General features: G+C 71.0%; 16 protein-coding genes. 8 read left to right on the forward strand and 8 right to left on the reverse strand.

The window, feature by feature from the left end; translation table 11 throughout:
- Positions 1 to 202: 202 nt before the first annotated feature.
- Positions 203 to 982 (reverse strand): alpha/beta fold hydrolase, encoded by a 780-nt coding sequence (locus tag ACIQ8J_RS22400; RefSeq protein ID WP_403274000.1) that lies wholly within the window; start codon positions 980 to 982, stop codon positions 203 to 205.
- 607 nt (positions 983 to 1,589) lie between these two features.
- Between ACIQ8J_RS22400 and ACIQ8J_RS22405 the strand changes: the two genes are divergently transcribed.
- Entirely contained in the window at positions 1,590 to 3,122 is a 1,533-nt protein-coding gene (locus ACIQ8J_RS22405; protein WP_403274001.1) for a purple acid phosphatase family protein, read from the forward strand.
- Between the two features lie 27 nt (positions 3,123 to 3,149).
- Here ACIQ8J_RS22405 and ACIQ8J_RS22410 read toward each other — a convergent pair whose 3' ends face one another.
- Both ACIQ8J_RS22410 and ACIQ8J_RS22415 read right to left on the reverse strand, forming a co-directional pair.
- On the reverse strand, positions 3,150 to 4,097 hold the full coding sequence (locus ACIQ8J_RS22410; RefSeq protein ID WP_403274002.1) for a M56 family metallopeptidase: 948 nt from the start codon (positions 4,095 to 4,097) through the stop codon (positions 3,150 to 3,152).
- A gap of 15 nt (positions 4,098 to 4,112) precedes the next feature.
- Complete coding sequence (locus ACIQ8J_RS22415) at positions 4,113 to 4,499, reverse strand: BlaI/MecI/CopY family transcriptional regulator (RefSeq protein ID WP_403274004.1); 387 nt, start codon at positions 4,497 to 4,499, stop codon at positions 4,113 to 4,115.
- A gap of 221 nt (positions 4,500 to 4,720) precedes the next feature.
- On the opposite strand from ACIQ8J_RS22415, the gene ACIQ8J_RS22420 reads away from it, so the two are divergent.
- From ACIQ8J_RS22420 to ACIQ8J_RS22435, 4 genes are all read left to right on the forward strand, one after another.
- Positions 4,721 to 5,368: a phosphatase PAP2 family protein gene (locus tag ACIQ8J_RS22420; protein WP_403274005.1), complete on the forward strand. Its 648-nt coding sequence runs from the start codon at positions 4,721 to 4,723 to the stop codon at positions 5,366 to 5,368.
- A gap of 239 nt (positions 5,369 to 5,607) precedes the next feature.
- Positions 5,608 to 6,681 (forward strand): HoxN/HupN/NixA family nickel/cobalt transporter, encoded by a 1,074-nt coding sequence (locus ACIQ8J_RS22425; RefSeq protein WP_403274007.1) that lies wholly within the window; start codon positions 5,608 to 5,610, stop codon positions 6,679 to 6,681.
- Between the two features lie 153 nt (positions 6,682 to 6,834).
- A complete protein-coding gene (locus tag ACIQ8J_RS22430; protein ID WP_403274009.1) occupies positions 6,835 to 7,281 on the forward strand; it encodes a hypothetical protein in 447 nt (148 codons plus the stop codon).
- Positions 7,282 to 7,387: 106 nt separating this feature from the next.
- Positions 7,388 to 8,311 (forward strand): hypothetical protein, encoded by a 924-nt coding sequence (locus tag ACIQ8J_RS22435; protein ID WP_403274011.1) that lies wholly within the window; start codon positions 7,388 to 7,390, stop codon positions 8,309 to 8,311.
- A 63-nt stretch (positions 8,312 to 8,374) separates the two neighbouring features.
- On the opposite strand, the gene ACIQ8J_RS22440 is transcribed toward ACIQ8J_RS22435, so the two are convergent.
- Positions 8,375 to 9,139, reverse strand: a complete 765-nt coding sequence (locus ACIQ8J_RS22440) for a G1 family glutamic endopeptidase (protein WP_403274013.1) — start codon at positions 9,137 to 9,139, stop codon at positions 8,375 to 8,377.
- Between the two features lie 235 nt (positions 9,140 to 9,374).
- On the opposite strand from ACIQ8J_RS22440, the gene ACIQ8J_RS22445 reads away from it, so the two are divergent.
- Together ACIQ8J_RS22445 and ACIQ8J_RS22450 are read left to right on the forward strand one after the other, a co-directional pair.
- A complete protein-coding gene (locus ACIQ8J_RS22445) occupies positions 9,375 to 10,376 on the forward strand; it encodes a helix-turn-helix domain-containing protein (protein ID WP_403274014.1) in 1,002 nt (333 codons plus the stop codon).
- Positions 10,377 to 10,737: 361 nt separating this feature from the next.
- On the forward strand, positions 10,738 to 11,274 hold the full coding sequence (locus tag ACIQ8J_RS22450) for an NADH oxidase (RefSeq protein ID WP_403274016.1): 537 nt from the start codon (positions 10,738 to 10,740) through the stop codon (positions 11,272 to 11,274).
- Between the two features lie 14 nt (positions 11,275 to 11,288).
- Here ACIQ8J_RS22450 and ACIQ8J_RS22455 read toward each other — a convergent pair whose 3' ends face one another.
- The 4 genes from ACIQ8J_RS22455 to ACIQ8J_RS22470 all read right to left on the reverse strand — a co-directional run bounded on the left by ACIQ8J_RS22455 (position 11,289) and on the right by ACIQ8J_RS22470 (position 15,920).
- Complete coding sequence (locus ACIQ8J_RS22455) at positions 11,289 to 11,900, reverse strand: DNA-binding response regulator (protein ID WP_403274017.1); 612 nt, start codon at positions 11,898 to 11,900, stop codon at positions 11,289 to 11,291.
- 127 nt (positions 11,901 to 12,027) lie between these two features.
- Positions 12,028 to 13,287, reverse strand: a complete 1,260-nt coding sequence (locus ACIQ8J_RS22460) for a sensor histidine kinase (protein ID WP_403274018.1) — start codon at positions 13,285 to 13,287, stop codon at positions 12,028 to 12,030.
- Positions 13,288 to 13,398: 111 nt separating this feature from the next.
- A complete protein-coding gene (locus tag ACIQ8J_RS22465; protein WP_403274066.1) occupies positions 13,399 to 15,708 on the reverse strand; it encodes a TOMM precursor leader peptide-binding protein in 2,310 nt (769 codons plus the stop codon).
- Positions 15,709 to 15,728: 20 nt separating this feature from the next.
- A complete protein-coding gene (locus tag ACIQ8J_RS22470; protein WP_403274021.1) occupies positions 15,729 to 15,920 on the reverse strand; it encodes a hypothetical protein in 192 nt (63 codons plus the stop codon).
- 446 nt (positions 15,921 to 16,366) lie between these two features.
- On the opposite strand from ACIQ8J_RS22470, the gene ACIQ8J_RS22475 reads away from it, so the two are divergent.
- Positions 16,367 to 16,717 (forward strand): ArsR/SmtB family transcription factor, encoded by a 351-nt coding sequence (locus ACIQ8J_RS22475; protein WP_403274022.1) that lies wholly within the window; start codon positions 16,367 to 16,369, stop codon positions 16,715 to 16,717.
- The last annotated feature ends 18 nt before the right edge of the window (positions 16,718 to 16,735 follow it).

Here is a 16,735-nt window from a genome sequence, read left to right on the forward strand (position 1 = left end):
CTGCTGTCTGCTGCGTGGGTCGCCCTGCCGACCGCCCCGCAACTGCGCCTGCCCGGCACGCGAGTCAAGCAGGAGATTCGATCTCTGGGCAAGAACTTGCGGAAAAATGCAGCAAGTTAAAAGCGGGCATCAGGTGAATTCCCGGCCGTATGGTTCAGCGGTCCCGGCGTTGGCGGTGTGACGCCGGGCGCGGTGTGTCTTCCTACCGTGTTCCGGCCGCACCCAGTGGTGGGCCCACGCGCTCAAGCCTGGTCCAGCCGGTCCAGCCTCGCCTCTTCATCAGCTCGACCAGCCGACGGGCCGCCGGCGCGGTCTCGAACGCCAGGGCGTCCATGATCATGCCGATGGGACGGTCGATCTGCCGGTACCGGTCGAGGAGTGTGGACCGGACCACATCGATTTCGAGGTTCAGGTCGAGGATGTCCTGTGCGGTGAGTGACACTTGGCGCCCTGTGTCCCCGGCTCGCCCGGCCTGTTGGTGCGTCACCAGGTCTTCCGCCATCGCGCGGAATGCCGCCAGGTCGGCGTCGGTGATGAACGGTTCGGGCAAGGGGTTCGCCCCGTCGATGAGGACGAGCCCGGCGACGGTGTCGGGACGCTCGGAGGTGTAGTGCACTGCCAGGTCCGCGCCCAGCGAGTAGCCCACGAGCAGGGGCGCCTCGGGCAGGCCGAGACGGCCGAGCTCCGCCAGTACGGCGTCGAGGTCTCCGAGAATCGCGTCGAAGCGGTACCGGTCGGCGGTCGAGGAAAGGCCGTGGCCCCTGAGGTCGAAGGTCACCACGTCGTGGTCGCGTCGTAGGAGCTCGGTGAGCCCGTGCAGGTCGGCCTGTGTCGACTTCAGTCCTGGGCACAGGACCAGCGGTCGTCCCCGGCCGCCGCGGGATACCGCGATCGTGACGCCGTCGTGGTGGACCGTGAAGTGCCGCATCGTCCTGTCGCCTCTCTTGATCCGTTGCGCGTCGTCGTCGCGGCTTGTCGGCATGTCGCTATTCGTCCGTTGGGGGGCTTCGGCCGACTGCGGCGACTGCCTCGTGGTCGCCGTACGACGTGCGCAGTCCGGCGACGTCGATCGCACCGGTTCTCGTGGTCATGCCGACCATGCTGAGGGGTTGCCCCTGCGTCAGGGTCAACCGTCGCGGCGCATCGACAACACATCGACCGTGCCGGGCCACCCGGGAAGGCGCCGGCGCCGGCGCCGGCGGAGTGGCCGCACCCGCCCGGCAGTTGCGCGGCCCGATCCGCTCATGGCCGGTCGCCCGTCAACCGGCCGTGAACGGAGATGTCGCACAGGACAACGCCATCTGCCGGCCCAGCTCCACCAGCTGCGCACCTATCCCTGCGTCAGCAGGTGTGCAGGCACAGTTGGCGGGTCACGACGCGGCGGGCCGGAGCGAGCCCATGCCGTACCGGGCCGGGCCCCCGCAGCGCGGCTCGTTCACCTCGTCGCCGCCGTGTGTTCCTTCTGCCCCGAGCGAATGTTCGCCTGTCGCTGTCAGCCTTCGGGCGATTCCGCAGGCCAGGGACAGGGGACAGCAGTGGGACAGCCGGTGCGCAGGACGATTCTCAAGGGCACTGCGGCGGCAGGAGCGTTGGCCGCCGCACCCGGCTCCGCGCTGCTGTGGGCCCAGCCCGCCGTCGCGGACGCGCCGGGTGCCGAGCAGGTGCACCTGGCGTACGGCGAGGAGCCGTCGCGGGAGATGACGGTGTCCTGGGCGACGGCTGCCTCGGTGCGCCGGCCCCGCCTGCGCTTCGGGCGGGCCGGGCACGAGTTCGGCCGCACGATACGCGCCGAGACCACCACGTACGTCGACGGGCTGAACAAGGTGGAGACCTACACCCACCGCGTGCGGCTGCGGGCGCTGCGCCCGGACACGGAGTACGTGTACGAGGTGCTGCACGACGGCGGCGCGCCTCGTCGCTCGACCTTCCGGACCGCGCCCGCGCCGGGCCGCGTACCGTTCCGCTTCACCAGCTTCGGCGACCTGGGCGCGGGCGACCCCAAGTGGAAGAAGTCGGCGGTCAACGGGGCCGTCGCGGTCCGGCAGGTGGAGAAGTTCAAGCCGCTCTTCCACCTCCTCAACGGCGACCTGGCGTACGCCAACAACAACGCGGAGACCCAGCCGCAGTGCTGGGACGCCTTCATGAACAACATGTCGGTCTCGGCGGCCAACCGGCCCTGGATGCCCGCGCCCGGCAACCACGAGGTGGAGGCGGGCGGCGGGGAACTCGGGTACGCCTCGTACCGGACCCGCTTCGACCTGCCCGACAACCACACCCGTGACTACTGCGGCAACTGGTACAGCTTCCAGGTCGGTTCGGTGCTCTTCGCCGTGCTCGACGGCAACGACCTCGCGGTGGAGGACGACGCGAGCATCGACCCGGCGACCGGGCAGTCCGTCTACATCAGCGGTTACAGCGAGGGCGCACAACTGCGGTGGCTGGAGCGGACGTTGGCGCGCGCCAGGAGCGGGCGCGGGGTGGACTGGATCGTGGTGTCCCTGCATCAGTTCGCGATGTCGTCCTCCGCCAGCAGCCACGGCGGCGACATGGGGCTGCGGGAACACCTGCTGCCCGTGCTCGACCGGTACGCCGTGGACCTGGTCCTGTGCGGCCACGACCACGACTACGAGCGCACCCATCCGGTGCGCGGCACCGAGACGGGCGGTCTGCTGCGCCCCTCGGTCGTGGACGACCGCCTCGACGACATCGACACCTCCAAGGGCACCGTCCACCTGATCCTGGGCGGCGGCGGGACGGCCTCGCACGACGACACCTATCTGACGGACCCGTCGGGCGGCGGGGTGCCGGACGCGTTCGTGCGGACCCAGCGGCTCACGTACAAGGCGGACCCGGATGCCAAGGAGAAGGCGACCTGGTCGGCCGTCCGCGATCCCGATCAGACGTATCCGTTCGGTGTCGCGGTCTTCGACGTCGACCCCGGCTCGCTGATCGGCGGACGGACGACGATCACCGTCAGCTACTACCACACGCCGACCGCGACGGCGGCCGTCCCGGACCCGGCGCCGGTCCTCTTCGACCGGTTCCGGATCCACCGCAGGCGACGCGACGCGTGGGGTGGCGCCGGGGAGGCACGCGAGACGGTGGTGGCCGGCCGGCGGTAGGCGCCGTGCGCGGGCTGACCTGTCAGGTCAGCCCCCCTTTGCGCGCTTGAGCAGTTCGTGCAGGTCGTGGGTGGCCTCGACGGTGCACAGGGCGGCGACCGCGAGGTACGCGGTCACGGCGCCCGCCCGCCAACTCCCGCCCGTGGGCCGGGGCGAGAGGAGGGCGGCCACCCGCCGTGGCACCGGTCCGGCCCTGTCCAGCCGATTGCGGCGAGCCCGGCCGAGCAGGCCGAGAGCCGTCGCCGGGAGCCGCCGACGGCCGCCCGAGTGCTTCGACGCCAGCGCCGCCTTGCCGACGGTGACGGCGACCCGGCGCCGGTCACCGGTCGCGCTCGCCGCCGCCTCGTCCGCCCACCGCTCCACCGTGTACGTGACCTGAACCGCCAAAGGGCGTACCAACGGGTTTGCCACGGCGGACAGTTGAGCGGCGGCGGCGAACAGGTAGTGGTGGCCGCGCAGATGGGCACGCTCGTGCGCGAGCAGGATCTCGCGCTCGGTGGCGTCGAGCGTGGCGAGCATTCCGGTGGACACCACGATGCGGCCGGGCAGCCCCGGCATCGCGAAGGCGTCGGCGGTCACCTCGTCCATGACCACCAGGGGGTCCTGGCCCGGGAAGCAGGCGGCCTCCAGGACCGCCGCGCACACCGCCCGCACCCGCCGGTACAGGAAGCGGGAGCCCAGCGCGACGACGGCCAGGAGGAGCAGTCCGGCCACCACGGCCACCGACGTCAATGCGGGATCGTCGCGCTGGAGCACGGCCGGTGACAGGTGGGCGAGTTCCGCGACGAACGGGATGCGGACCAGACCGGCGAGGGCCAGCAGCCCCAGGACCGTGGTGCTGCCCGCGGCCAGCACCACGGCGCCGACCGTCAGCAACCAGGTGGCCAGGCGCGGCTCCAGCCGGTCGGCGAGCGGACGTGCGGCGGGTACGGCGAGCAGCGGGAGGAGCAGCGGCAGATAGACGGCGAGATGCATCGTGGACCCCTCGCCCTACTGGTCCGCGTGCAGGTCGCCACCGAGCAGTCGGCGCAGCAGTGCCTCGTCGCCGCTCGGCAGGTCGTCGACGAAGCGGGTCAGGACCGCCTCCCGGTCACCGCCGTCCTCCAGCACCTGCCGCATGCGGCGCGCGGTCAGCCCCGGCGCATCGGCGTCCGGCGCGTAGGCGAACGCCCGGCCCCGCTGGATACGGCGCAGCAGTCCCTTGTCGTACATCCGCGACAGCACCGTCACCACTGTGCTGTACGCCAGATCACCGCCCAGGCGATCGCGGACCTGCCGCGGAATCAACGCTTCGCCGGCACCGTGCAGCAGGCCGAGGACTTCGGCCTCCAGCGCACCGCTCGGCCGCCGTTCACCCGGGGCATCCTCGTGGTTCACGAGTTGGTTCCCCTCCGTACATCGTCTACAGTCCTGTAGACCTTCTACATGATCGTAGAAGGTCGGGCTGTGCCCGAGTGTGCCACGACCTCCGCGGACCCGCGCCGAGCGCGGACCTCGCGGGGCAGTCGTGCCCGCTCGGTGTCGCTGCCCGCCGTGTGGATGCCTGGACGCGCCCGGATCGGGGCGGCGACCCGGACCGAGCCCGAAAGAACCGCCTGATGACCGCAGTCTCCCCGGTACCGCTGGCCTTCGACGGCTCGCACATCGACGGGTCCCTGTTCACGACCATCACCGACTTCGCCCGCGACACCAGGTGGCTCAACTCTCCGATGGAGTGGTGGACCAACGCGGGTCTGGGCGTCTTCGCGATCCTCATGGTGGTCGGCTGGTGGCAGGCGCGCCGCCGCGACGCCGCCACGATGACCCTCGCGCTGGCCGCCCCGGTCAGCGTCGCCGTGGCCTTCGCCGTGGCCGAGGTGGTCAAGAAGCTCGTGGCGGAGTCCCGTCCCTGCCTGTCGATGCCGCACGCCTACATCGTCGAGACCTGCCCGGTGGCCAACGACTACGCCTTCCCCAGCGGCCACACCACCACCGCCGTCGCGACCGTCGCCGCCCTGTTCGTCCTCGACCGCCGCCTCAGCGCGATCGCCGCGGTCTTCGCCCTGATCGAAGGGTTCAGCCGGGTCTACGTCGGCGGCCACTACCCCCACGACGTCCTCGGTTCGGTCGTGCTCGCCCTGCCGGTCGCCTACGTGGCCAGCCTGGTCCTGCGCCGCTTCGCCACCCCGCTGGTCGCGCGCCTTCGCGCCGGGGCGCTGGCACCGGTCCTGACCGCCAAACCGGCGGGCGCCCACGTCGCGCGCTGACGTCAACCGGGCGTCCCTGATGGCCACCGGGTCGTCAGGGACGCCCGAACCATAGGTGCCTCTCCCCGCTGTGCCCGCGCCGGCGACTTGGGTCCTTGTTGCGAGTGACTTGCAGCTAGGAAGATGGTGCGTCTACGTTATGCCGTTGTCTCCCGGCCGAAGAACGGACGCCCATGGTCACCGCCCCCGTGGCAGAGCAGCTGCCGACCCGATCCCGATGGCAGCGGATAGCCACCTCCATGACGCGCCGCGAATGGTCGCGCATGGGGGGTATGGCCGCTTTCATTCTCGCCCTCCACCTCATCGGCTGGTTCACTCTGGTGGCGATCGTCGCGCCGGAGCACTACACCGTGGGCACCAAGGCCTTCGGCATCGGCATGGGCGTGACCGCCTACACCCTGGGCATGCGCCACGCTTTCGACGCCGACCACATCGCCGCCATCGACAACACCACGCGCAAGCTGATGAACGAGGGACAGCGTCCCCTGTCGGTCGGCTTCTGGTTCTCGCTGGGCCACTCCAGCATCGTGTTCGCCCTGGCCTTCCTCCTCTCGCTCGGCGTCAAGGCGCTCGCGGGCCCGGTCCAGGACGACAATTCCCAGCTGCACACCGTGACCGGGCTGGTGGGCACCACCGTCTCCGGCGTCTTCCTGTACGTGATCGCGGCCATCAACATCGTCATCCTGGCCGGGATCTGGAAGGTCTTCCGCCGCATGCGGACAGGTCATTTCGACGAGGCGGCGCTGGAGGAACAGCTCAACAACCGGGGCTTCATGAACCGGTTGCTGGGCCGGGTGATGAAGTCGATCACCAAGCCGTGGCAGATGTATCCCCTCGGGCTGCTCTTCGGCCTGGGCTTCGACACCGCCACCGAGATCGCCCTGATGGTCCTCGCCGGATCCGGCGCGGCCTCGGGACTCCCGTGGTACGCGATCCTGTGCCTGCCCGTCCTCTTCGCCGCCGGTATGTCGCTCCTCGACACGATCGACGGCTCGTTCATGAACTTCGCCTACGGCTGGGCGTTCTCCAAGCCGGTCCGCAAGGTCTACTACAACCTCACGATCACCGGCCTGTCCGTCGCCGTGGCCCTCATCATCGGCACCATCGAGCTGCTCGGCCTGCTCGCCGACAAGCTCGGCCTGCACGGCGCCTTCTGGGACTGGGTCGGCGGACTGGACCTCAACGTCGTCGGCTTCGTGATCGTCGGCCTGTTCTTCGCCACCTGGGTCATCGCGATGGCCATCTGGAAGTTCGGCCGCATCGAAGAGAAGTGGACCGCACACCTGCGCCCCGCCGAACAGGGCGCGGACTGAACCACCGGACCACCTGTCCGGCCCTGGCGCCCGCCCGCCTCTTCGGGCCGTGAACAGCGCACCAGGGGCCGCATCCGCGCGGCGATCCGGCACGCGGTACCCTGTGGGGGTATCAGGCCATGCTCGCGGGACGGGCTGCGGAAGGGACTTGTCGTGGCGGACAGCGGACAGCGCCGGTGGGGTCCGGCCCGGCTGCTGACGCTGTGCGCGGTGCTGTTCGGCCTGTTCCTCATGCACGGCGCCCCGGCCGGTGCCGCGAGCGGCTGCCACGGTCCGGGGTCCGCGACCGCCGTGACACCGCATGGCCATGGGAGCGCCGCGATGACGCCCATGGTCCACGTCGCGCGTACGCATCCCGGCAGTGTCCAGGCCCGGACGGTCGACGGGGCGGCGCTGCACGACGGGGCGGTGTGCGTCTCGACACCCGCGCGCGATCGTCTCCCGCTGCCGGCGCCCGCCCTCGCGGCGCTCGCCGCCCTGGCGGGGCTGACGACGCTGGTGTGGGCGGCCCGCCTGCGGAGCCCGGCCGGTACGGGACGGCGCGGGCCGCCGACGGGTGGCAGAGGTCTGCTGCTTCAGGTGTGCATCGCGCGGACGTGACAGGAGCGATGCCGCGGCCCGGCCGGACGGCCAGGGAGCGGCGATCTCGTCCTGCTCACCTCGCGCGCCACCGGCGTGGCGTGCCCACCCGGAAAGACCTCATCCGATGTTCGCTTCCGTTCGCTCCACCGCGCGCCGCCGCGCACTCGCCGCGGCCGCCGCGACCGCGGCTCTCGCCCTGACCCTGGCCGCCTGCGGCACGTCGGGCGGCTCCTCGATGCCCGGCATGCACCATGACAGCAAGGCGTCCGCGTCCTCCTCGGCGAGCACGTCGCCGCCGATGGGCGACATGCCGGGCATGGACCGCATGGCGTCCGGCAACGGGTTGTCCGACACCATGGACGGCTACCGTCTCACCAGCCAGGACACCACGCTCCCCGCAGGCAGGCGGGCCGCCTACCGGTTCACGATCTCCGGCCCGGACGGAAAGCCCGTCACCGGCTTCGCTGTTGACCAGACCAAGCGGATGCACTTCTACGCCGTCCGCTCGGACCTGACGGGCTTTCAGCACATCCACCCCACGATGACGGCCGACGGAACCTGGAGCGCCGACCTCGCCTCCCTCACCCCCGGCACCTGGCGGATGTTTGTCTCCTTCACCCCCGACTCCGGTGCCGGCAAGGGCAAGGACTTCGTCCTCAGCCGCACCGTCGGCGTCCCCGGCACGGCGGCGAGGACGCCGCTGCCGCCTGCGGCCAAGTCCGCGGAAGTCGACGGGTACACCGTCAGGGTCCAGGGCGAGCCGATGGCCGGCATGGCGCACCCGCTGACCGTGACCGTCACCAAGGACGGCGAGCCCGTCACCGATCTGCAGCCCTACCTGGACACTTACGCCCATCTGACCGCCTTCCACGAAGGCGACGAGGCGTTCGCCCATCTCCACCCCACCACGAAGGCCGACGGCGATCACGGCGGGCCGGAGCTGACGTTCCACGCCGAACTGCCCACCTCGGGCAACTGGCGGCTGTTCCTGCAGTTCCAGACCGCCGGGAAGCTGCACACCGCCGCGCTGACCCTGCGCGTGGGCTGACCATCGGGCGGGGGCGCCGCCGAAACGGTGGCGCCCCCGCCCTTCCGGCTCCGGGTGTTCCTGTCAGTACCGGATCGGGCCCCGGTGGGTCACGGCGGGCGTGCGGTGCGGGGAAGCGCCGCCCGGGGTCATGGAGAAGGCGCCGTTCTGGAGCGGCCCGGGGGTGTACCCGCCGCTGGTCAGGGCCGTGGGGTTGTAGGTGTCGAAGACCTGGCCGTCGACGCTGATGCCCGAGAAGTCGAGCCGGCTGAAGGACGGGTAACTCTGGGTCGGGGATTCGATGATCGCCTCGGCGCTGACGTTCTGGGCGCCGAGGTTCTGGGTGGTGTGCTCGGTCCAGCCCTGGGTGTTGTCCGTGAGGGTGAGGGTGTAGTTGCCGCCGCCGTCGGAGACCACGGTGCCGGTCATGCTGTCGCCCTCGGAGACGGGGTCGTTCCAGTAGATGGGCTGGGCCGGGTACATCTCGTACCAGGCGGAGAGCTGCGGGCTGCCGCTGGAGCAGTCGGTCTGCACTCCGGTCTGCTCCACCGTCTGCGAGCCGTAGCCGTCGATGCCGACCCAGGGCGCGAAGAGGTCGTTGGTGGAGTTGCACGTGGCGTGCGGCTCCACCCAGGACCCGGTGATGCGGGTGAACGATCCCTGGGCGACGTAGCCGCCCCAGAGGCTGTCCTTTATCTGCGGCTGCTGCGGTCCGAAGCCGGCGGCCGCGGCGGACGTGCCGACGCCGATCGGGGTGACGGCCGCTACGGCCAACAGCAGGCCGGCGGCGGCGGATCTGGTCCGGTTCGGTCTGCCGAATCGTCGTGCGGTGCGAATGCGGGTACCCATGTGCCGGTCTCCTCTGGGTGAGGGAGTGGGGGGAAGGCTGCGGGTGGGCCCATGTCGATCGAGCCGGGCTCATGGTGGGGGCAGCCGGCCCGAACTCTCAAGTCACGGGCGGGAACCGGAAGCCGTCATGGCGGGAACATGACATGATGGCCTGATGGGGATGGACAGAGCAGACCCGCCGGCTGTATGTGCTCGCACCACATACCCGGGCACGACCGAGGAATAGGCGGTCAGGATGCTCCCGAACTCACCCCATGTGGCCGAGACTTCGCCCTCCCCGGCGCCGGACGGCCTGCTCGGGGCTCTCGGCATACCGGAACCGGAGGAGCGCGTCTACCTCCGCGTACTCGCCCGGCCCGGACGCAGCACGGACTCGATCGCCGCCGAACTGACTCTGGGCGCCGAATCCGCTGCGGAGACCCTGGAGTTGCTCGCCGAGCGGGGGCTCGTGCGCCGGCAGGGGGTGCCGCCGGCCTGGTCGGCGACGGCACCGGACGTGGCCGTGGAGGCCCTCCTGCTGCGCCGCGAGGAGGAGTTGTGCCGGACCCGGGGCCGCATCGGCGAACTGATGCGGACCTACCACCGCGCGCGGCCGCCGTCCGCCGCCGGACTCGTGGAGATGGTCACCGGGCGCACGGCCATCGCGGAGCGCTGGCGGAGCATGCAGGAGGGCGCCCGCAGCAGCGTCCTGCTCTTCGACAAGGCGCCGCACATCATGCGGGCCGACCCGGGCGCGGAACTGCCACTGCTGGCCCGGGGCGTGCGGATGCGGGTCGTCTACGAGGCGAGTACGGTGCGCGCCCCGGGCCGGCTGGCCGAGCTCCGGGATTTCATCGAGGCCGGCGAGGAGGCCCGGATGCTGCCCGAACTCCCCTGCAAGCTGGCCGTGGTGGACGACCGATGGGCGATGCTCCCGGTGTCGAACGGCGCGGAGCTGCGCGGGGCGCTGTTCGTACGTCCCTCGTCGCTGCTCGACGCGCTGGTCGCGATGTTCGAGGTGTACTGGCACCGGGGGCTGCGCGTCCCGGACGCCGACGACCCGGGGCGTGTCGCCGGGGACCGCCGGCGGGAGGTGCTGACCCTGCTCTCGGCGGGGCTCACCGACGACAGCATCGCCCGCCAACTCGGCGTCTCGCCGCGGACGGTGCAACGCTGGGTGCACGAGGTGATGGACATGCTCGGGGCCCGCACCCGCTTCCAGGCCGGGATCCAGGCGGCACGCGCCGGCCTCCTGTGAACACCACCAGGAGGGAACGCGCGCGCCGCGCCGACCGGCCGCCGCCGGTGCCAGAGCTCTGGTGGCCATCGGTTCATGACTTCGTGGGCGTGGATCACACATTGCCCCTGATGCCGAGGGGGCGTGAGAAATTCACGCGCGGTATGTGAATCCCTGGCTGTCGGCGTTCGGCCCGGTGGTTCCATACTCGACTCTCGCCACGCAAAGTTGAGGATTGCTCGTGGGGAGTATGGACGAGTGGGGGACAGTGCATCTGTGGTCCCTGAGGGAAGACGTCGGCATTGAATGGGACGACCGCAGCAGAGAACTCATTCTGACCGGTCCGTGGGGCGGGGAACGGATTCCCGACGCACCTCCCATCGTGCGCGAAGCGCTCTCCCGGATGGAATTGGGGCCGGTGCTCCTGAGCAATGTGGAGCCCGACCCGGACAGCCCGGACGGCCGGGCCGCACTGTGCCTGGTGCTGCTGCCCGCCTTGGAGCGGCTGTCCCATCTGGTGGTCCGGACGCTGGGGCTGACCAGTCCACGAGGGCCGCTGCTCTCGGTGTGTCCCGTCAGCCGGACCGCGCTGTTCTCGCCGCGCGGCCTTTCCGCCACGAGCCTCGTCCGGCTGCCCCAGGGGGTGTCGCTCGCGCTGGAGGGGCAGGAATTCTCCCTGGGCCGGGACGGAGCCCAGCACCGGGTGCTGCTGCACCGCCCGGAAGCGGTGTGGGTGGTCGCCGTACTGGCCTGGCCGGTCACGCCCCAGGCGGTGTCGCAGGTACTGCCGCTGCCGGAGCAGGTGACCAGGGCCGTCCTGGAATACCTCGCGGCCGCCGGCATGCTCGTGCAGGTGGGCGCGGGGGAGGAGCCCGGGGCCTCCGGGCCGTCCCCGGAGGGGTTCAGGCACCGGCTCTGAGGTGCGGGGCCGCCTCACAGGAGCCAGTCGGCGTCCCGCGCGATCTTGATGGCGTCCACCCGGTTACGCGCGTTGAGCTTGGTCACCACGGTCGTGAGGTAGTTGCGGACCGTGCCGAGCGAGAGTTGGAGCCGACGCGCCACCTCGCTGGGCTCAAGACCCTCGGCCGCCAGTTGCAGCACCTCGGTCTCCCGGGCGGTCAGCGGGCTCTCCGTGCTGTTCCACACCGAGAGCGCGAGCTGGGAGTCGATGACGCGCTGGCCCGCGGCCACGTTGCGTACCGCGGCGGCCAGTTCGTGCGGCGGCGCGTCCTTGAGCAGAAAGCCGGACACCTGGGCCGCCAGGGCCCGGCGGAGCGTTCCGGGCCGGCCGAGGCTGGTGAGGATCAGGACGGGACACTCGGGGAGGCGCTCGCGCAGCCGGGCCGCGGCGGTCAGCCCGTCGACGCCGGGCAGGTCGATGTCGATGATGGCGACGTCCGGCCGGTGTTCGAGGGCGGCCGTGAGGATCTGGTCGCCGCGCTCCAGTTCGCACACGACCTGGAAGTCCTCCTCCAGGTCCAGCAGGGCCACGAGAGCTCCCCGCACCATGTTCATGTCCTCGGCCAGCAGGATTCGGATCGTCAAGGCGGCAGTTCCTCTCTCAGGCCTCGCTGGGAGCCTTCGGTCCCAACTGGTTCGGACCGTCCCGGTCCCTGTCCGATCTCGTGTGCTCCGGCGTTCCATGGGCGTCGATCGGGGAGCCGGTGGAAGGTCAGGCGGCGGGGTCCTCGAAGGGGAGCTCGTCGCGGTCCGGCGGGCCCGGGGCGTCCTCGTCGACGGGCCGCTCGGCGGGGTGGGTGGGCGCCTCGGCGATCAGATGGAAGGCGTCACCGGGCTCGCGGAAGGCGGTGAGCCTGCCGGACACGGCCCGCAGCCGGTCCCGCAGGTTGCCGAGGCCGCTCCCGCTGCCCGGCGACACGTCGCGGTAGGAGGGATCGACGCCGTCGTTCACCACCGAAAGCCGCACCCACCCCGACTCCTCGACGGTCTCGATCACACAGGAACCGGCCCGGGAGTGGCGCAGCACGTTCGTGATGCCCTCGCGCAGCACGGCCGCCAGCACGGCGTCCACCGACTGGTCGAGCTTCCCGATCCGGTTCTCGATGCGTACGTCGACGTCCGCCGCCTGCAACAGGGAATGCGCGGAGCCCAGTTCCTGCTCCAGGGACATCCGGCGCATCCCGCTGGAGACGGCGCGGACGTCGGCGAGCGACTGCCGCGAGATCGTGAGGACTTCACCCACCTCGTCCATCGCGCGCAAGGGATGCGTCGGGATGAGCCGGTGGATCAGCTCGGTCTTGAGCGTGATCGCGGAGAGGCTGTAGCCGAGCAGGTCGTGCAGGTCCCGGGCGAAGCGCAACCGCTCCCTGGTGACGGCCATCCCGGCCAGCTGGCCCCGCGTCTGGTGCAGCACCTGGATGAGCTCCGCCATGCGCGAGAGACCGTAGACGACGAGTCCGGTCAGCAGCGTCGACTGGCACAGGTAGACGGTCTCCTGCACGGAGAGGCCGTCGAGCATCGGCGGGATCAGCATGGAGACTCCGACGACGCCGTACGCCGGCCAGGCCCATCGGCCGGGCAGGAGCAGCAGCAGCGAACCGGCGAGGAAACCCGCCATGGCGCCCCACTGGGAGTGGAACGCCGCGATCGGCAGGTACGTCAGCAGCGCCTGCGCCGTCAGGGTCGCGGCCCGCTGACGCGCGGGCGCCCGGCGCGCCCTGGAGCTCGAATGCCTCAGCTGTATGAGGAAGATGAGGCTCAGGCAGCCCAGCGAAGCGATCAGCACCGGTGTGCGGCGCTCCTCTCCCTCCAGGTTGATCACCGTGACACTCAGATAGCTGATCAGCGCGACCGTGAGGATGACACGGGCGAGCCGGGGCGCGGGCAGATCCCGCACGTCGGGTGCGGTGCTGGCGGCCTCGTCCGACTCAGGCGCGTCCGGGAGCGGTTCCTTCTCGTCGTGACGTGGCATGTCGTCTGCCCGATTGACCTTGTCTGTCTCGTCCGATACGTCCACCGAAACCACTGCGTAGTCGCGAAGAGTTTAGGCGGTCGCTCTGAACGGGGGCGCTGGACAAGGGAATTAAACGAACAGAGGTGTTGGGTTCAGATCTTCGAATGGGGTGGGTTCGGAGCGCCTGCCGAGCATCACGGGCGTCGTGTAGAGACGCCCCGGGGCGAACCGGGGCCAGAAGTGCCGCATTCCCGGAACGATGACCTTGACCACCGGAATGTCCAGATCGGGCCGGGTCTGATCCAGGACCAGGAGATCCATCCCGCGGGAGCGCACGGCCTCGGTGATCGCGGCCACGTCGTCGCCGAGATCGGTGTTCGGGGTGTAGACCCAGTCGTCCGGGCCGCGGCGCGGCAGAGCCGGATCGGCCGTCAGGTAGGGGCGGCCGTCCGAGGTGGCGCGCCGCCACCAGTCCAGCGCGTCCGCGTCGTCCACCAGATATCCGATGCCGTCCGGCGTGACGTCGCGTACGAGGGGCAGCAGTTGGCCCATCTCGGTCAGTGCCCTGCGCAGCGCGATGCGCGGGTCGAAGTGCGCGCCGAAGCCGAAGACGATGTCCTGGGCCGGTTTGTCGGTGCGCCGTGACAGGGCCGCCACGACCGGGATGCCGAAGTCCGATGTGAGATCCAGCGCCCACACCTCACGGCTCAACGTCCCGTAGCCATCGAGGAGTTGACCGATGTACGGCTCCGCGAAGGCGTCCAGGTCGATGGCCGGCTGCCGGGTGCGGTTGTACCACCACAGCGCCACCGCGTCCCGCTCGACCAGTTCCAGGAACCCCTGGACCAGGGCGTCCTCGGGACTGCTGCCGGCGGCATTGCCGTTGGAGTCGGCGAACAGGCCGTCCGGCGCCGCCTGTTCGCTGAAGTAGAGCATCGAGGTGGGCAGCAGCCGCTGGGTCTTCCCGGTGAGCGACCACACGGGGGTCCACTCGGTCGGCAGGCCTACGTCGAACGGCGGTGGTACGTACTGCAGGCGTGAGCGGCGCGCGTTCCACCGCGCCCGCTCCCGCAGCTGCCGCTCGTCGTAGAGCTGGCTGGAGTTGGGGTGGACGGCTGCCGTGCCCAGCGCCCGGTAGGAGTCGCGGATCACCGGCTCGTCGCCCTGCCGGGTCCCGCTGTAGCGTTCCACCGCCTCGCCCAGCGCGCTGGTGCGGGCCTCCGTCTCGGTGAGGCCCTTGCCGCCGCTGAGGGACCGCAGCCCCGCGCGCAGCCCCGCGAGCGTCGGGCTGCGCATGGCCAGGTTCTCGCCGGACAGGAAGGTGTGGACGAACTCGGGGGAGCGGGGCGCGCGGCGGATCTCCCGGACGATCCCGGTGACGGGGTCGACCAGGGGCGCACAGCGCTCCAGCATGCGGGCGGGCGTGAGCGCGCGGTGCCCGTTGAGCGCCTGCGCGGCTTTGGGGCAGGGGCGCGGCACGAACGGCCGGCTGACCCGGCGGGCCACCAGGGCGGGGTCGCCGCAGGCGTGGCACTGCGGTCGGCGCGTCACCGGGTGGGACGTGCTGCGCAGTCCGATGGTGTCGAAGGCGTGGACGCAGCTCTGTGTGTCGACGCGCAGCCCGGCCAGCCACTTGGCGGCTTCGAGCACCGCCAGCTGGACGGTGAGCGAGCGGCCCGCGGGCAGGGTGGCGGGTGGGCGGCCCGGCGGGCCCGCGAGCCCCAGCGCGTGGCGCAGCGGCTCCTCCGAGCGGCGGTGGTCACGCAGCCGGGACGTGAGGCAGTGCCAGCACGGTCCTTCGCGGTGCCGGAACACGGGGCCGACCCAGCAGGCCGTGGAGCCCGCCCTGGCGAGCAGCCAGGGCCGCCTGGAGGCGCGGTGTTCCGCGTCGATGTCGGCCAGTTGCGGCGAGAGGTAGTCGTCGCACAGGACGAGTGTGAGGTCCGCTTCATCGCGAACGTCGTCGGAGCGCGCGACGGTGAGCCCGCAGGCGCGGCAGGCCTCGCGCGCCTCGTCAGCGTCCAGCCCCTGGAGGGCGACGACGTGCACGCAGCGGCGGGCCAGATGGGCGGCGACCTCGCCGCCGTCGAGTCCGGCCAGGTCCCAGTACGCCTCGGCCGCCGGGTCGGGGCGACGGCCGGCCGGTGCGGGGCGCAGCCGTAGCAGGCCGGCGGCGTCGAGGGCCGCGAGGGCCGCCAGGGCCTCCTCCCCGCTGAGTGAGGCCGCCGCTTCGCGTACGACGGCGGCGGGGCTGCGGCTGCCGTCCAGGAGCGGCACCAGAACCTCGGCGGGCTCGCCGCGCAGTGCGGTGACGCCGCGGTGCGAGACGAGGTAGGCGGCCTCGCCCGGGATCACGGTGGGCCGCAGGTGGCTCTTGAAGCCGAGCCGTGTCCCGTCGTCGGGACCGGGTCCTTCGTTGTACGTCTCCCCCGTGGCCATGATGTCGGCCGGTCCGGCCGTCACTCGAACCGGGGGGCGGATGCGGGGGTGTTGAAACACGGGGCGGCGACGACGCAGACGCAGAGCAGGGCATGGCCGGCATCGGATGCGGCGTCGAGCTCCTCGATCACCAGGCCGCGTCCGGCGGGACGCGGTCCGGCCACGTGCGCCGGGTCGGTGAACCGGTCGGGTGAGGCAGCCGGGTTCGTCATGACGATCGTCCTCCAGGTCGGACCAGCGGATGGTTTGGGCAGTGATTCTGTACAGCGGGTGCAGGGTGCAGTCAGTGTCGCAATCACCGTGCGCGCGTGAAATTCTCATATCGTGGAGCCGGATATTCCGGGCCGGTCGGCCAAGCCGGTGAAGGCGGCGGGCGGCCCGGAATAGGTGTTCCCCCGGGGCGACGCGATTGGCCGGTCGGTGAAGCGCGAGTGACGGTTCCGGGCAGCGACTGGCGTTACGGATGCACTCCGTCATGCACGCCCAACTCTAGGAAGACGAGCGCCCCTTGGCAATGCGAATCAGCGGCGGCAGGCGGTATGAGTTCTTCACTGTCGCGCTGTGAGAAGCAGAGATCTCAAAAATGCTGAGCGCGCCTACATTGACCGGTGCGTGAAAGGACGCGTCTCGAAAACTCCTGGACGGCAGAGGGTGGATCATGAACGATGCCGAACTCCGTACGGTTCTCGCCGCCGTCGGGCACCCGCAGCGCCTGAGGATCGTCGCCGAACTCGCCGCGGGCCGCAGGTACGTGAGCGAACTCGCCCGACGGCTGGTGATCTCGCGCCCTCAGCTCTATCTCCATCTGGAGCTGCTGGAGCGGGCGGGGATCGTGGCGGGGACCCTCGAACTCTCCGCGGACGGCAAGGCGTTGCGGTACTTCGAACTCGTGCCGTTCGACATCCACCTGGACGTGGCCGGGGTCGTGGCGTTCGTCCACGTGGACGCGTCCGTTCGGGACCGCCGTGCCCTGACATCGCAGGCTGGTGAGCCGTGCGTCAGGGGATGACCGGAACCTGAGGCCGGT

The sequence above is a fragment of the Streptomyces sp. NPDC094147 genome (genome assembly GCF_044764265.1).
Taxonomy (GTDB): domain Bacteria; phylum Actinomycetota; class Actinomycetes; order Streptomycetales; family Streptomycetaceae; genus Streptomyces.

What these genes read in the sequence shown, in the direction of transcription:
- ACIQ8J_RS22400 (WP_403274000.1), bottom strand. Translation starts at nt 982, where the DNA reads ATGCCGACAAGCCGCGACGACGACGCGCAACGGATCAAGAGAGGCGAC.
- ACIQ8J_RS22410 (WP_403274002.1), bottom strand. Translation starts at nt 4,097, where the DNA reads ATGCATCTCGCCGTCTATCTGCCGCTGCTCCTCCCGCTGCTCGCCGTA.
- ACIQ8J_RS22420 (WP_403274005.1), top strand. Translation starts at nt 4,721, where the DNA reads ATGACCGCAGTCTCCCCGGTACCGCTGGCCTTCGACGGCTCGCACATC.
- ACIQ8J_RS22425 (WP_403274007.1), top strand. Translation starts at nt 5,608, where the DNA reads ATGACGCGCCGCGAATGGTCGCGCATGGGGGGTATGGCCGCTTTCATT.
- ACIQ8J_RS22435 (WP_403274011.1), top strand. Translation starts at nt 7,388, where the DNA reads ATGTTCGCTTCCGTTCGCTCCACCGCGCGCCGCCGCGCACTCGCCGCG.
- ACIQ8J_RS22440 (WP_403274013.1), bottom strand. Translation starts at nt 9,139, where the DNA reads ATGGGTACCCGCATTCGCACCGCACGACGATTCGGCAGACCGAACCGG.
- ACIQ8J_RS22445 (WP_403274014.1), top strand. Translation starts at nt 9,375, where the DNA reads ATGCTCCCGAACTCACCCCATGTGGCCGAGACTTCGCCCTCCCCGGCG.
- ACIQ8J_RS22460 (WP_403274018.1), bottom strand. Translation starts at nt 13,287, where the DNA reads ATGCCACGTCACGACGAGAAGGAACCGCTCCCGGACGCGCCTGAGTCG.
- ACIQ8J_RS22465 (WP_403274066.1), bottom strand. Translation starts at nt 15,708, where the DNA reads ATGGCCACGGGGGAGACGTACAACGAAGGACCCGGTCCCGACGACGGG.
- ACIQ8J_RS22470 (WP_403274021.1), bottom strand. Translation starts at nt 15,920, where the DNA reads ATGACGAACCCGGCTGCCTCACCCGACCGGTTCACCGACCCGGCGCAC.
- ACIQ8J_RS22475 (WP_403274022.1), top strand. Translation starts at nt 16,367, where the DNA reads ATGAACGATGCCGAACTCCGTACGGTTCTCGCCGCCGTCGGGCACCCG.